The organism is Polaromonas sp. JS666, assembly GCF_900103405.1.
Classification (GTDB): Bacteria; Pseudomonadota; Gammaproteobacteria; order Burkholderiales; family Burkholderiaceae_C; genus Polaromonas.
On the sequence record NZ_FNHX01000005.1, the window covers coordinates 468,872 to 483,111 of the forward strand.

Annotated in this window: 10 protein-coding genes; 6 read left to right on the forward strand and 4 right to left on the reverse strand. The window is 65.1% G+C overall.

The window, feature by feature from the left end:
- Nucleotides 1-51: 51 nt before the first annotated feature.
- Both BLQ85_RS15785 and mdeB read right to left on the reverse strand, forming a co-directional pair.
- Nucleotides 52-1,749, reverse strand: coding sequence for a type IV pilus assembly protein FimV (locus BLQ85_RS15785; protein WP_139201013.1), 1,698 nt, complete (start codon nt 1,747-1,749; stop codon nt 52-54).
- Between the two features lie 300 nt (nt 1,750-2,049).
- Entirely contained in the window at nt 2,050-4,707 is a 2,658-nt protein-coding gene (gene mdeB / locus BLQ85_RS15790) for an alpha-ketoglutarate dehydrogenase (protein ID WP_074578173.1), read from the reverse strand.
- Between the two features lie 106 nt (nt 4,708-4,813).
- Between mdeB and BLQ85_RS15795 the strand changes: the two genes are divergently transcribed.
- Nucleotides 4,814-5,281 carry an Lrp/AsnC family transcriptional regulator gene (locus BLQ85_RS15795; protein WP_074578174.1) on the forward strand — a complete coding sequence of 156 codons (468 nt, stop codon included), beginning with the start codon at nt 4,814-4,816 and terminating at the stop codon, nt 5,279-5,281.
- A gap of 27 nt (nt 5,282-5,308) precedes the next feature.
- Here BLQ85_RS15795 and BLQ85_RS15800 read toward each other — a convergent pair whose 3' ends face one another.
- Together BLQ85_RS15800 and BLQ85_RS15805 are read right to left on the reverse strand one after the other, a co-directional pair.
- Nucleotides 5,309-7,132: a sensor domain-containing diguanylate cyclase gene (locus BLQ85_RS15800; RefSeq protein WP_175456131.1), complete on the reverse strand. Its 1,824-nt coding sequence runs from the start codon at nt 7,130-7,132 to the stop codon at nt 5,309-5,311.
- A 27-nt stretch (nt 7,133-7,159) separates the two neighbouring features.
- Nucleotides 7,160-7,624 (reverse strand): Lrp/AsnC family transcriptional regulator, encoded by a 465-nt coding sequence (locus BLQ85_RS15805; protein ID WP_074578176.1) that lies wholly within the window; start codon nt 7,622-7,624, stop codon nt 7,160-7,162.
- Nucleotides 7,625-7,846: 222 nt separating this feature from the next.
- Between BLQ85_RS15805 and BLQ85_RS15810 the strand changes: the two genes are divergently transcribed.
- The 5 genes from BLQ85_RS15810 to BLQ85_RS15830 all read left to right on the forward strand — a co-directional run bounded on the left by BLQ85_RS15810 (nt 7,847) and on the right by BLQ85_RS15830 (nt 14,169).
- On the forward strand, nt 7,847-8,863 hold the full coding sequence (locus BLQ85_RS15810; protein ID WP_074578233.1) for a 1-aminocyclopropane-1-carboxylate deaminase: 1,017 nt from the start codon (nt 7,847-7,849) through the stop codon (nt 8,861-8,863).
- 41 nt (nt 8,864-8,904) lie between these two features.
- Complete coding sequence (locus BLQ85_RS15815) at nt 8,905-9,891, forward strand: Bug family tripartite tricarboxylate transporter substrate binding protein (protein ID WP_139201025.1); 987 nt, start codon at nt 8,905-8,907, stop codon at nt 9,889-9,891.
- Nucleotides 9,892-9,893: 2 nt separating this feature from the next.
- Nucleotides 9,894-11,435, forward strand: coding sequence for an amidase (locus tag BLQ85_RS15820; protein WP_074578234.1), 1,542 nt, complete (start codon nt 9,894-9,896; stop codon nt 11,433-11,435).
- A gap of 91 nt (nt 11,436-11,526) precedes the next feature.
- The gene (locus BLQ85_RS15825) at nt 11,527-12,657 is read left to right on the forward strand and encodes an ABC transporter substrate-binding protein (RefSeq protein ID WP_074578178.1); all 1,131 of its coding nucleotides are present in this window, start codon (nt 11,527-11,529) and stop codon (nt 12,655-12,657) included.
- Nucleotides 12,658-12,840: 183 nt separating this feature from the next.
- Nucleotides 12,841-14,169 (forward strand): esterase-like activity of phytase family protein, encoded by a 1,329-nt coding sequence (locus tag BLQ85_RS15830; RefSeq protein ID WP_074578179.1) that lies wholly within the window; start codon nt 12,841-12,843, stop codon nt 14,167-14,169.
- Nucleotides 14,170-14,240: the final 71 nt, after the last annotated feature.

Sequence of the window (14,240 nt, forward strand, 5' to 3'; positions counted from 1 at the left end):
GGCGGCCGGGCGGGCCGCAGGCCTGAGTGAGACAAGGAGGAGGGGCGCAGCTCATGCGGGGCGTGCTCCATAGGCCGTGGCCATGCGCAGCGCGTCGTCGACGGCGCTGCTGGCGCTGCTGGGCACGGTCGGTTTCTGGTGGTCCGGTGGCGCCGCCTGCGTCGCAGGCGATACAGGCCGCTCCTGGGGCGGGGGCTGGAGTATGGCTGACTGGTAAAGCGGATTGGCGGGGTCCAACTCGTGGCCGAGGACCAGTACGCGGTCCCACAGTTCGCCGGTTTCGCCGGTGAGCTTTTTGATCAGGGGCATGCGCCGCGCAAGGCCGGCACTGTCGCCTTGGGCGCACAGCACACGCGCCTGGAGGAACCAGGCCTCATGGTTGCGCGGGTTCTCGCGAAGCACCGTGTCCAGCTGCTGTTGTGCGTCGCCGAAGCGGCCAACGACAAACAGCGCGCGGGCTTCTTCCAAGCGGGATGCATCCGCGCGTACCGGCGCCTGCCGTTGCTGCGTGTAGTCGCTGTAGGCGCGTTCGGCTTCGTCCGGGCTGAGTTCGAAGACCGAGCCCGCAGCGCCCACGCTGTCGGTGAATTCGGGGCGGCGACGTGCAAGCCAGAAACGCAGGGCCCAGACGGTGAACAGCGGTATGGTGAGCCCCGCGAGCACCCAGGGCCAGATGGATGCAGAGGTGCGTTGGACGGGATGGGCAGGCTTTTGGGGTGGGAGGGGTGCGGCCTTGGGTGCCGGCGCGACGGCCGATGAGACTGCTGCGGAAGCCGCGACAGGTGCGGGGGCCGGCGGCGTCGCGGCCGCGACCTGGTCGGCAAGTTCGCGCATTTGCCGTGCGTTGAGTTCCAGCTCCCGCATGCGTGCCTGCTGGTCGGCCTCGCGGCGCTCCTGCGCGATGCGGTCGGCCTGGGCGGATCTGGCTTTGGCAAGCCGCAGGCGGTCTTGTTTGGGTTGCGAAGAGGATGGCTTGCCGTTTCGCGCCGAGACCACGCCGGCATGCTCGCGATTCTTGAAGGGAAAGCGCAGCGCCGTTTCGAACGTCATGCCTTTGAGCAGGCCGGGTCGCGTTGCATCGGCCGCCGGGGTGAGGTCAGGGCTGTTGGGAGCAGGCTCAGCGATGCTGTCCGCCGGCGGCGCGCTTATCGCAGGGACCGGGACTGCGGCAACTTCTGCTGTATCCCTGGGCTGGGTCGGGGCATCCAGCATCAGCACATAAAGCTGCTGGCTGCTGCCGGTGGGCCAGGAAAATTCCAGCACCAGTTCGACCATCTGTGTCTGCGCCGCCTGCGGAGCCTGCAGCAGCAGCGCGGCGCGCCTGCGCAGGCCCTGCGCCTGCAACAAAGAGACTTGCGCATTGCCCAGCCAGGTCGGGTAGGCGATGCCGTTTTCACGGAATGCCTGCTCGGAGGCCAGCTTGACCTGCAGGCCGGGCTGCATCTCCGAGGCGAGTTCAATCTCCACGCGCAGCGGCTGGGCCGGGCTGGACAGCAGCGTGGCGTCCCCGAGGCTGACCGCGCCGCAAGGCAGGGCGCAACCCACCAGTGCGGCAAGCATCATGCGGATCAGGAGGCGGGAGCGATGCGTGAAATGGGCCAAGCCATGGCCATCGTTTTGGAATGAAACACCAGTGTCGAACGCAAGGCGCCTGGGCCAGTGCCGGGACATCATCAGGGCGGCCGCCATGGCCGCCGAGCACTGAAGCTCGATGGCGACGCTGTGGGTATAGCCACTGATGTTTCCCATGATCATGTGAAGGAGCTTGCGCGGAAAGCGTGTTTGTTCGCGATACAGAATGTTTTGAAGCTTACTGAGCGCACCCTTCGAAGAGAGGAGAGATGGTCTTTGTGCGGACAATCTTTGTGGGATGTTCTGGTTTCTTTTGTTTGCGTTCACGAATCCTGTGCGAGGCGCGAGCATTCGTCGCGGGCAGGCGTAGGCCCGCGCGAAGTCACGAAGCAGGGGTGATGTGTGAAAGCGTGCCCTGGGGGCACGCTGGAGCCGGGGCCGGTGCGGCCCGGCCGCCCAGCTGACCGGCTAAGAACCTCAGGCCGGCTTGAGCAGGTGCAGCGCGGCCTTCACGATGCTTTGCGCATCGACGCTGAAAAACTCGCGCAGCGCGGCGCGCGTGTCGCTGCGGCCGAAGCCGTCGGTGCCCAGGGTCAGGTAGCGCCGGCCTTCGGGCAGGAAGGCGCGAATGCTTTCGGGAACGGCGCGCACATAGTCGGTGGCGGCGATGATGGGGCCGGTGCTGGCCTTCAACTGTTGCGCGACGAAGGCTTCTGCGTGCGCTTCACCGTTGAGCGCCGCTTGCTGGCAGGCCGCGCCGTCGCGCGCGAGTTCGCTCCAGCTGGTCACGCTGTAGACCGTGGCGGCGATGCCCTGCTGCGCAAGTTGCCGCGCGGCTTTGATGACTTCGGTGAGGATGGCGCCCGAGCCCATCAGGGTCACTTCGCCGGCAGCCTTGCCGCCTGCGGGCGCGAAACTGTCGAAGCGGTAGCAGCCGCGGATGATGTCGGCCTCGGCGCCGGGCCGCAGGTCGGGCTGGGCGTAGTTTTCGTTCATCAGCGTGACGTAATAGAAGACGTCTTTCTGCTCGACCATCATCTCCCGCATGCCGCGGTCCAGGATCACGGCGAGTTCGCCCGCGAAGGCCGGGTCATAGGCCTTGCAGTTGGGGATGGTGGCGGCGACCAGGTGGCTGGTTCCGTCCTGGTGCTGCAGGCCCTCGCCGCCCAGGGTGGTACGGCCCGAGGTGGCGCCCAGCAAAAAACCGCGTGCGCGCTGGTCGGCGGCGGCCCAGATCTGGTCGCCCACGCGCTGGAAGCCGAACATGGAGTAATAGATATAGAAGGGCAGCATGGCCAGGCCATGCACGCTGTAGCTGGTGGCGGCGGCCGTCCAGCTGGCCAGCGCGCCGGCCTCGCTGATGCCTTCTTCCAGGATCTGGCCGTCCAGCGCCTCGCGGTAGCTCAACACCGAGCCAATGTCTTCGGGCGCGTAGCGCTGGCCCACGCTGGAGTAAATGCCGACCTGCTTGAACAGGTTGGCCATGCCGAAGGTGCGCGCCTCGTCGGCGACGATGGGCACGATCTTGGGGCCCAGCGCAGTGTCCTTGAGCAGGCCGCCCAGCATGCGCACAAAGGCCATGGTGGTGCTCATGTCCTTGCCGTCGGCGGCCAGCGCGAACTGGGCGTAGGAGGGCAGGGCGGGGATGTCGACGACGTCGGATGCGGTTTCGCGGCGCGGCAAATAGCCGCCCAGCGCCGCGCGCCTGGCATGCATGTACTGCATCTCGGCGCTGTCGGCGGAGGGTTTGTAGAAAGCCAGGTTTTTGGCCTGCTCGTCGGACAACGGCAGGTTGAAGCGGTTGCGGAATTCGATGAGATCTTCGCCGTCGAATTTCTTCTGAGAATGCGTGGTCATCTTGCCCTGGCCGGCGCTGCCCATGCCGTAGCCTTTTTTGGTGTGGGCCAGGATCACCGTGGGCTGGCCCTGGTGGTTGGCCGCCGCGGCGTAGGCGGCGTGGATTTTCACGAGGTCATGGCCGCCGCGTTTCAAGCGGTCTATCTGCTCGTCGGTCATGCCCTGGGCCAGGCGCGCGAGTTCGGCGTTCTGGCCGAAGAAGTTGTCGCGGTTAAAGCGCCCGTCCTTGGCGGCAAAGGTCTGCATCTGGCCGTCCACCGTCTGGGCGAAGGCTTGTGTCAGCGCGCCGGTGAGGTCGCGCGCAAACAGGCCGTCCCAGTCGCTGCCCCAGACCAGCTTGATGACGTTCCAGCCGGCGCCAGCGAACAGTTTTTCAAGCTCGTCGATGATGCGGCCGTTGCCGCGCACCGGGCCGTCCAGTCGCTGCAGGTTGCAGTTGACGACCCAGACCAGGTTGTCCAGGCCTTCGCGCGCGGCCAGGGTCAGCGCGCTCATGGATTCGGGCTCGTCCATCTCGCCGTCGCCGAACACGCCCCAGACCTTGCGTCCCGCGCAGTCCAGCAAACGCCGGTGCGTGAGGTAGCGCATAAAGCGCGCGTGGTAGATGGAACTGATCGGCCCTATGCCCATGGAGCCGGTCGGGAACTGCCAGAAGTCCGGCATCAAATAGGGATGCGGGTAGCTGCACAGGCCTTGCGCGCCCTGGCCCGGCGCGCTGAGTTCCTGGCGGTAAAAGCCCAGGTCTTGTTCGCTGAGCCGGCCTTCGAGGTAGGCACGCGCATAGACGCCCGGCGCGCTGTGCGGCTGGAAGAACACCAGGTCGCCGCGGTGCTGGCCTTCAGCCACCCCTTCGCGCGCGTGGAAGAAGTGGTTGAAGCCGGTCTCAAACAGGTCGGCCGCGCTGGCATAACTCGCGATATGGCCGCCGAGCTCGGCGGAGCCGCCGGTTTCGGCCTGGTTGGCGCGCACCACCATGGCCAGCGCGTTCCAGCGCATCAGCGAGGCCAGGCGCTCTTCCAGTGCGAGGTCGCCGGGAAACACGGGCTGCTCGTCCACCGCGATGGTATTCATATAGGGCGTGGCCAGCTCGGGCTGCCAGCCTATGCGCTGCTTGCGCGCGACGCGGCTCAATTCATTGAGCATGTGGCGCGCGCGGGCTGGGCCGTGGGTGAGGGCCAGGGCCTCGAACGCTTCACGCCATTCAGCGGTTTCCTGCGGATCGGTATCGGCGGGCATCTCGGCCTGCGCCAGCAAATGATGGGGGATGGAATGGTTCATGGCAAAAATAACTGTACGCAGGTTTGTCCAGAACTTGTAGCCTCAATATCGTGGTATTTGGCTGTTCAGAGGCATAAAATGCCGTGAAAACCGGTTTTTACAGATCATGCAGCTTGATGCCCTCGATTTAAAGATCCTCGACGAACTGCAGCGCGACGGTTCGCTGTCCAACGTGGAGCTGTCGCGGCGTGTGCACCTGAGTCCTTCGCCCTGCCTGGCCCGTGTCAAGGCGCTGGAGGCCGGCGGCGTGATTGACCGTTATGTGGCGATTGCCAATGCCGCGGCGCTGGGCCTGGGCCTCAATGTGTTTATTTCGATCAGCCTGCGCACGCAAAGCAAGGAGTCGCTGGCCGACTTTGAGCGGCGCATCGCCGAGCACGACCAGGTGATGGAGTGTTATTTGATGTCGGGCGACAGCGACTACCTGATACGCGTGGCGGTGGCCGACATAGGCGCGCTGGAAAAATTCATCCTCGAGCAGCTGTCGCCGATTTCGGGGATCGAAAAAATCCGCTCGAGCTTTGCGCTCAAGCAGGTCCGGTACAAGACGGCCCTGCCGCTTCCCAGTCGCTGACCGGGGCGACGCTCCGGCGCGCCGCCGTCACCCCAGCGTGGGATGCGAGGTCTCGATCGCGTTGATCTTGGCCACCAGGTCTTCGCGCCGGCTGGCTTCTTCGGCCGCGGCGCTGCCGGGTTCCAGCGGCGAATCGACAAACTGCACGGGCCGTTTGGTGCCCGACGCCATGTGGTGCAGGCGTATCTTGAGCAGGTCGGTCACCTCCGCGGCGGTCTGCGTGCGCGGGGTGTCGTGCCATATGGCGATGTGCAGGGTGAAAGCGTCGCCCTCGCCCTGCTTTTCGGAGGCGCGTATGCAGTCCGCCAGGATTTTGGTGGAAATCTCGGAAAGCACGGCGCGGCTGACGGGGCCTTCGACCAGCACCATGAAATGGTTTTCGTCGCAGCGTGCCACGGTGTCCACGTCGCGCGCGGCGCGGCGCAGGATTTCGCCGATGCGCGACAGCGCGGCGCCGCGTTTCAAGTCGCCCACCTCGTCATGGCTGGGCGCCTGGTTGAGCCAGTGCAGCATCATCGCGCCGCAGGCCAGCTTCTGCCGGCGGCCGCGCAGCAGCATGCCTGGCAGCCTGGCCTCGATGATGCGGGGCAGCATCAGGCCGCTGGCCGCATCGTAGGTCGAGAGGGCGGCGCCGCGGTGGTTGGAAAACAGCGCCGCCCGGCTGCGCCAGGCGAGCACCCCGAAAATCCACAGCAGGCCCACCATGGCCGACAGCACGCCCGCGGCCTGCGCCGATTCCACGTTGAGCACCCAGCCGGCGTTATAGGAAAGCCGCGCCAGCGCGGCCCCGCCTATGGGCGCGGCGCCTATCAATAAAAGGAGGTTCCAGGCCTGGCCGCGCAGCGATATCCAGACCAGGCTCGCGAGGATCGCCACGGTGGCCAGCGCCAGCCACAGGTTGCGCAGGTCGCGCGGCACGAAGTCCAGGCGGACCATGAACGCGCAGGCCATGAGCAGGCTGCCCACCGTGACGCCGGCCAGCAGCCGGTACACGCGCGGATGGCCGTCGCGCGCATAGCTGGCCTGGGCGCAGAACCAGGCGGCCGCGGCCATGGTCACCGTGGCCGACACCCAGCCCATGACCTGGTTGAGGTGCACGCTGTAGGGCCAGATGCGCCAGCCGCCGTAGCCGATCAGCACCAGCTGCGTGAACATCAGCGTGACCACCACGGCGCCGAACCAGAGGAAGACCTTGCTGCGCGACATGCTGAAGGCGGCCAGGCACAGCACGGCCAGCACGCTGAACATGCCCCACATCAGGCCTATCACCACGCCGACCCGCGAGGCGCCGTCTATATATTCGACGGGCGTGAGCAGCATGGGCCGCTCGGTGATGGGCCGGCGGTGTTCGAAGCGCAGGTAGTAGGTCTGCGGCTGGTCGGTGTGCGATTGCAGCTCAAAGCTCGGGACGCGGGTGCGCAGCGCCCAGTAGGCGGGGGCGATTGCCTCGCCGGCGGCATGGACCTGCCAGCCGCCCTGCGTGTCGCGCGAGTAAAGGCTTACCTTGTAGACCGCCTGGCCCGCCAGCCGGATGTACCAGGTCTGCAGGGTTTCCGTGGTGGGCAGGGCAAAGCTGGCCCAGACTTCCTGCGTGTCCGAGGTGGGAAGAACGGTGTCATCGGTGTAGGGCTGGAAGGCGCGTTTTGCGGTGGCCGCGAATTCGCCGGTGGCGAAGGCATCGGGCGATGCGATGGAATCCCTGGGCACCGCGATCCATTGCAGCGGCTGGGCCAGGGTGATCTGGGCGCTGCTTTCATACAGGCGGTCAAACACCTGTGCATGGCCCGCGCCGCAGAAGGCGCACAGCAGCATGAAGAAGAAACGGCGACACAGGCTGGCTTTGGGCGACATGCGCATAGCTTATTGCAAAAGCCCGGCTTAAACCGGAATCACCGTGGTCTCGAACACCTCCTTGAGGCAGACAAAGGTGCGAATCTGCCGTACCCCGGGCAGGCCTATCAGCTGCGACGCATGCAGTTCGTTGAAGGAGTCGATGCTCTGGATGCGTAGCTTCACGAAGTAGTCGAACTCGCCGGTCACCAACTGCACTTCCAGGCAGCCGGTGAGGCCGGCCGCGGATTTTTCAAACGCCGCGAAGGAATCGGTGGTGGAGCGGTCCAGCACCACGCCAATGATGACCAGCCCGTTGTAGCCAAGTGCGCGCGGGTTCACCAGCGCCACCGTCTTGCGGATCAGGCCGGCTTCCCTGAGCCTGGCCACCCGCCGCGAGCAGGCGGGCGGGCTCAAGCTGGTTTTTTCGGCCAGCTCGATATTGGGCAGGGAGGCGTCCTGCTGCAGCAGCTTCAGGAGTTTGCGGTCAATGCGGTCCAACGTGTGTTCCATGGGGGGATTCTACAAATATTGCGTAAAAAGCCGAATTTATGGAATTAATTATTCAAATTCTAAAAAGGAAGATTTTTTGGATCATTTTATTGCTTACTTAAGCAACTCATTGCAGGAGGGCCTGGCTACGATTTGATTCATCGTCGCTTCAAGCTTCAGTTTTACTTCCAACCGGGAACTTCCTTCATGTCCACTTCGCTCAAGCATCCCCTTCAACACCCGCTGCAGCTGCAGAAATTCGCCAGGCATTCGCTGACCTTCGGCCCCACGCCGATCCAGCCGCTCAAGCGCCTGAGCGCCCACCTGGGCGGCAAGGTCGAGCTCTTTGCCAAACGCGAAGACTGCAACAGCGGCCTGGCTTTCGGCGGCAACAAGACCCGCAAGATGGAATACCTGATCCCCGAGGCCCTGGCCCAGGGCTGCGACACGCTGGTGTCCATAGGCGGCATCCAGTCCAACCAGACGCGCCAGGTGGCGGCGGTGGCCGCGCACCTGGGCATGAAGTGCGTGCTGGTACAGGAGAATTGGGTCAATTATTCCGACGCGGTCTATGACCGCGTGGGCAATATCGAGATGTCGCGCATCATGGGTGCCGACGTGCGGCTGGACGCGGCCGGTTTTGACATCGGCATACGCCCCAGCTGGGAACAGGCCATGGACGACGTGCGCAAGGCCGGCGGCAAGCCCTTCCCGATTCCGGCGGGCTGCTCGGAGCATCCTTACGGCGGCCTGGGCTTTGTCGGTTTTGCCGAAGAGGTGCGCGCGCAGGAGGCCGAACTCGGCTTCCAGTTCGACTACATCGTGGTCTGCTCGGTCACCGGCAGCACCCAGGCCGGCATGGTGGTGGGCTTTGCGGCCGACGGCCGGGCCGACCGCGTGATCGGCATCGATGCGTCGGCCAAGCCGGAAAAAACCCACGCGCAGATTTTGCGCATCGCGCAGAACACCGCCAAGCTGGTGGAGCTGGGCCGCCCCATCACCGCGAAGGACGTGGTGCTGGATACCGCTTACGGCGGCCCCGAGTACGGCCTGCCCAACGAAGGCACGCTGGAGGCGATCCGCCTGTGCGCGCGGCAGGAAGGCATGCTGACCGACCCGGTGTACGAAGGCAAGTCCATGCACGGGATGATTGAAAAAGTGCGGCGCGGCGAATTTCCCGCCGGCTCGCGCGTGCTGTACGCGCACCTGGGCGGCGTGCCGGCGCTCAATGCCTACAGCTTCCTGTTTCGCAACGGTTGATCAACGCGGCCCGTGCCGTATCAAAAAGGAGCAGTACGATGATGAAACCAAGGTATGAGAAGCGCTTCCTCCTGGCCATGGCGCTGGTCCTGCTGGCTCCCTGGGCCGGTGTCCACGCGCAGGGCTATCCGTCCAAGCCGGTCCAGCTGGTCATCCCGTTTCCACCGGGAGGCGCCACCGACATCGCCGGGCGGCTGGTCGCCAAGAAGCTGGGCGAGCGCCTGGGGCAGCCGGTGGTCATCGACAACCGTCCGGGCGCCGGCACCGTCGTCGGCGCCGCCTTCGTCGCCAAGGCCGCGCCGGACGGCTACACGCTGCTGATCAGCTCTGGTTCCACCTTCACGGTGAATCCAGCGCTCATGCCCAAGCTGCCCTACGACCCGATCAAGAGTTTTGAGCCTGTCGGGATGGTGGCACGCGTTCCCCTTGTTTTGCTGGCCAACGTTGATGTCCCGATCAACGACCTGAAGCAACTCATCACAGCAGTGCGCGCCGCGCCGGACAAATACATGTATGGCTCGTTCGGTAACGGCACCACGGGGCACTTCGCAGGCGAAATGCTGTGGAGCACCACGGGCATCAAGCTGCAGCACATCGCTTACAAGGGCAGCGCACCGGCGATGAACGACTTGATGGCCGGGCAAATCCCTTTCACGATTGACACCGTCGCGGCGGCGCTACCGCAGCTGAAGGCGGCGAAGCCGAGGATCAAGGCCATCGCCGTCACCGGCGAGAGCCGCGCGACGCAAATGCCCACGGTGGCGACCGTGGCGGAGAGCGGCTTCAAAGGTTTCTCGGCCGACTCCTGGCTGGCCATTGCCACGCCCAAGGGGGTGCCGGCGGATGTCAAAGCCAAGTTGCAGAAGGCGCTGGCTGACACCATGAAGGACCCGGAAATTCGCGAAAAACTCGTCGCGAACGGACTCGAGTCCGCCTGGGAGCCCGCTGCCGCGGTCGCCGCGCGCATCGAAAACGAGCTGCCCCGCATGCGCGTGATCGCCCTGCGTTCCAACATCCGGATTGATTGACGGTGGCGAGCCGCAAGGAACTGGTAGCTCTCTCGGCGGTGGAGCTACGGCGCCTGATAGAGGCCAGGCAGGTATCGCCCGTCGAACTGCTGGAAGCCTGCATCGAGCGCATCGAGGCGGTCAACCCTTTTGTCAACGCCGTGACGGCCACCTGCTTTGAACGCGCCCGCGCCGAGGCCAAGGCGGCTGAGCGCGCGGTGATGCAGGGCCGCCCGCTGGGCTTGCTGCACGGCCTGCCCATGGGCGTGAAAGACCTGGAGGCCACCGAGGGCCTGCTGACCACCCTGGGCTCGGCGCTGTACCGCGACCATGTGCCCGCGGCCGACAACGTGCTCGTGGCGCGGCTGCGCGCCGCCGGCGCCATCGTGGTCGGCAAGACCAATGTGCCCGAGCTGGGCGCCGGCGCAAACACCCGCAATGCGGTCTGGGGCGCCACCGGCAATCCCTTCGACCCCCGGCTCAATGCCGGCGGATCGTCGGGTGGCTCGGCGGCGGCGCTGGCTTGCGACATGCTTCCGGTATGCACCGGCTCCGACACCGGCGGGTCGCTGCGCATTCCGGCGGCCCTGTGCGGTGTGGTGGGTTTTCGGCCCTCGCCGGGCCTGGTGCCCAGTTCGCGCAAGCCGCTAGGCTGGACACCGATCTCGGTGGTCGGGCCCATGGGCCGCACCGTCGCCGACACCTGCCAGCAACTGGCCGCCTCGGCCGGCGCCGCCGTGGGCGACCCACTCAGTTACCCGGTCGATGCGGCCGGTTTTCTGAATCCGCCGGCGCTGGACCTTGGGGCCTTGCGCGTCGGCTGGACCGAGGACTTCGGCGCCTGCGATGTCGATCCCCTGATCCGGGAGACCTTCGGCCGCAAGGTCCGCGCCATGTCCCACCTGTTTCGCATTTGCGAAAAGGTGGAGTTCGACCTGGGCGAGGTGCACCGCTGCTTTGACGTGCTGCGCGCGGAGGCCTTTGTGGCCGCGACCCGCGACGCCTACGCACGCGACCCCGCCAGCCTGGGGCCCAACACGCGCGCCAACTACGAGATAGGCGCGGCGATGAGCCTGCTGGACAGCGCCTGGGCCCAGGCCGAGCAGACACGCATCCTGGCCCGCTTCAACGCCACGATGGCGGGTTATGACGTGATCCTGGCGCCGACCACGCCGCTGTCGCCCTTCCCGTGGACAACGCTGCACGCCGACACCATCGCCGGCAAGCCGCAAGCCAACTACTACCGCTGGCTGGCCTTGACCTACGTCGTGACGCTGGCCACCTTGCCGGCGCTCAGCCTGCCTTGCGGGGTCGACCATGCGGGCATGCCCTTCGGCCTGCAAATCGTCGGCCACTTCCGCGCGGACCACCATGTGCTTGGCGTGGCGGCGGCCCTGGAGCAGGCCTTTGCCGGATCGGATGAGCTGCGGCGGCCGCGCCCCGCGCTGGACCGCCTGCAGGCCGTCGAGCCCGCCTTGACATCGATCGTCTCGGCCCCGCCGCATCCCGGCGGCTCGCCAACGACGGCAGGCGGTGCCGGACATCGCATCAGTGCCGGTGCGTGAATAAAGAAAAATCAATGGCCGGTCCAGGCGATTTGGACTTCGTTGAGGGGCCGAGGATAAGAACGAGATAAGAACGAGGATGAGGGCAAAGATGAGAAAAAATCAATTGATCGGCCGTCTGGCCGGTCTGGCTATCGCAAGCGGTATCACGTCGTCAGTACTGGCCGCGCAGCTTGTCATTGGACAAGTGGCACCATTGACCGGTACTGAAGCAAGCCAAGGGCGCGCATATGCAGCGGGAATGCGCTTGCATTTCAACGCCGTGAACAAGGCGGGCGGAGTGAACGGAAACACCTTCATTCTGGCGCGCCGTGACGACGCCGGCCAGCCCGACGAAACGCTGAACCAGACGCGCGCGCTTCTGGCCGAGGACAAACCCGTGGTGCTTGCCGGCTACTTTGGAAGCCGCAATATCGCCCAGCTGGTCAGCGCGGGCGTATTGGAGCGCGAGCGCATCGCACTGGTCGGCTTCCGCGCGACCGAACTGAATCTGGAGGCCCCGCAACTTTATGGCGTGCGTGCCACCTTGCGAGACGAAATCACCAGAATCGCGGCGCACCTGGCGACGGTGGGAATCACCAGGCTCGGCTTGTTCCACGAAAATGGCCCGAACGCTGCGCCGCTCATCGCGGCGGCAAAGGAGGCAGCCGCGAATGCCAAGGCCACGATCGTGCAAACGGCGGGTTATGACGCCGGAACCAGCCGCGTGAGCGCGGCCGCCGATGCCATGCTGGCAGCCTCACCGCAGGCGATCATCATGATTGCAAGCGGAAGCGCCTGTGCCGGCTTCATTGAAAAATACCGCTCGGCGGGAGGCACGGCCCAGCTGTTCGCGCATTCAGGCGCGGACATTGAGCAGATGGCGAAAAGGCTTTCTGAAGAGCAGATGCAAGGCATCGCGATCGCCCAGGTCACGCCCAGCCCCTACAAATTGACAAACCGGCTTTCCAAGGAGTTCAACGACATCGCGGCAACGTCCGGAGCGCAGGATGTTCCGATCAGCTACGCCATGATGGAAGGCTTCATCGCGGCAAAGGTGATTGTTGAAGCGGCTCGGCGACAAGGCTCGCGTGTCACCCGTGAAGGTTTTACTTCCGCCCTGGATGGCATGGAGAACTTCGACCTGGGAGGGTATGTCATCGGATTTCGCCCGGGGATGCGCAGTGGTTCGCGTTTCGTGGAGATGACCATCGTCAGCGGAAACGGAAAAATTCGACAATAGGGCAAAGCAGGGGCGATTTCCCGCTTGCCGAGGCCGGGAGCGAGCACCCTGTGTCATCGCGGCGTAACACCGGGTGGCGACCATGCGTCTTCCTTTAACCCTGGATGACACATGTCCTTATCTGACCTGGGCGGCACCACCCGCCCCTTGCCAAAGCGCCGTACCGGCCTTCTTTCTTCCCTGATGCTGGTGCTGCTGGGCTCCCCCCTGCCCACGCTGGCACAGTCGCCCGCTGCTTTCCCGGCCACCTTGGCCGGCCATGCGGTGATGCCCGCCCAATCCTTTATCCCCGCGCCCAAGGATGCGCCGCAGGACCTGCAGGTCAGCGGCAAGTTCACCAACGGCCAGCGCACCGAGGCGCTGGGCACGGTGCCGGGCCTGTCGGCCGGCCGCCCCACCGGCGTGTCCCTGCCTTTCAAGGGCCAGCCGCTGCAAGGCCATTCCGGCATCAAGAAGATGGCCGACGGCACGTTCTGGATCATCACGGACAACGGCTTTGGCGCCAAGGCGAACTCGCCCGACGCCATGCTCTACCTGAACCGCTACAAGGTCGACTTCAAGGGCGGCAGCATGAAGCGGCTGGAAACCGTCTTCCTGCACGACCCCGACAAAAAAGTGCCGTTTCGCATCGTCCATGAAGGCAGCAAAAACCGCTACCTGACCGGCAGCGACTTCGACACCGAGAGCTTCCAGTTCGCCGGCGGCGCGCTGTGGATTGGCGACGAGTTCGGCCCCTTCCTGATCAAGGCCGACCTCAAGGGCAAGGTGCTGGCGGTGTTCGAAACCCTGGTGGACGGCAAGGTCGTGCGCTCGCCCGACCACCCGGCCGTGACCACGCCAGCCGCGCCCGGCGGCACGGTCGACTTCCAGGTCAAGCGCTCCAAGGGCTTTGAAGGCATGGCCTCGTCGAAAGACGGCAGCAAGCTCTACGCCCTGCTCGAAGGCCCGGTGTGGAATGCCGAGGCCAAGGACTATGAGCGTGTGGCCGGCAAGGAAGCCCTGCGCGTGCTGGAGTTCGACGTGCAGGCGGGCAAGTGGAGCGGCCGCTCGTGGATGTACCCGCTGGAAGCCAACGGCAATGCCATCGGCGACTTCAACATGATTGACGGCACCACCGGCCTGGTCATCGAGCGCGACAACGGCGAAGGCACGGCCGACAAGGCCTGCCCCGAAGGCCAGAAGCGCAGCGACTGCTTCCACGACATCGCCAAATTCAAGCGCGTCTACAAGATTGAAATGACGGACGCCAACGTCGGCGGGCCGGTGCGCAAGGTCGGCTACATCGACCTGCTGAACATTGCCGACCCCCACAAGCTGGCGCGCAAGCCGCTCAATGACGGCGTGCTCAAGTTCCCCTTCTTCACGATTGAAAACGTGGACGTGGTGGACGCGACCCACATCGTAGTCGGCAACGACAACAACCTGCCGTTTTCGAGCAGCCGCGAGCCTAACAAGGCCGACGACAATGAGCTGGTATTGCTCGAAGTCGGCGAGCTTTTGAACGCCAAATAAAGCGGCGAAAAAACCACGGGCGCCAGAAGCTATCCGGTGGATAGCGGCTGGCGCCCGTTTTGCGTTCTGGC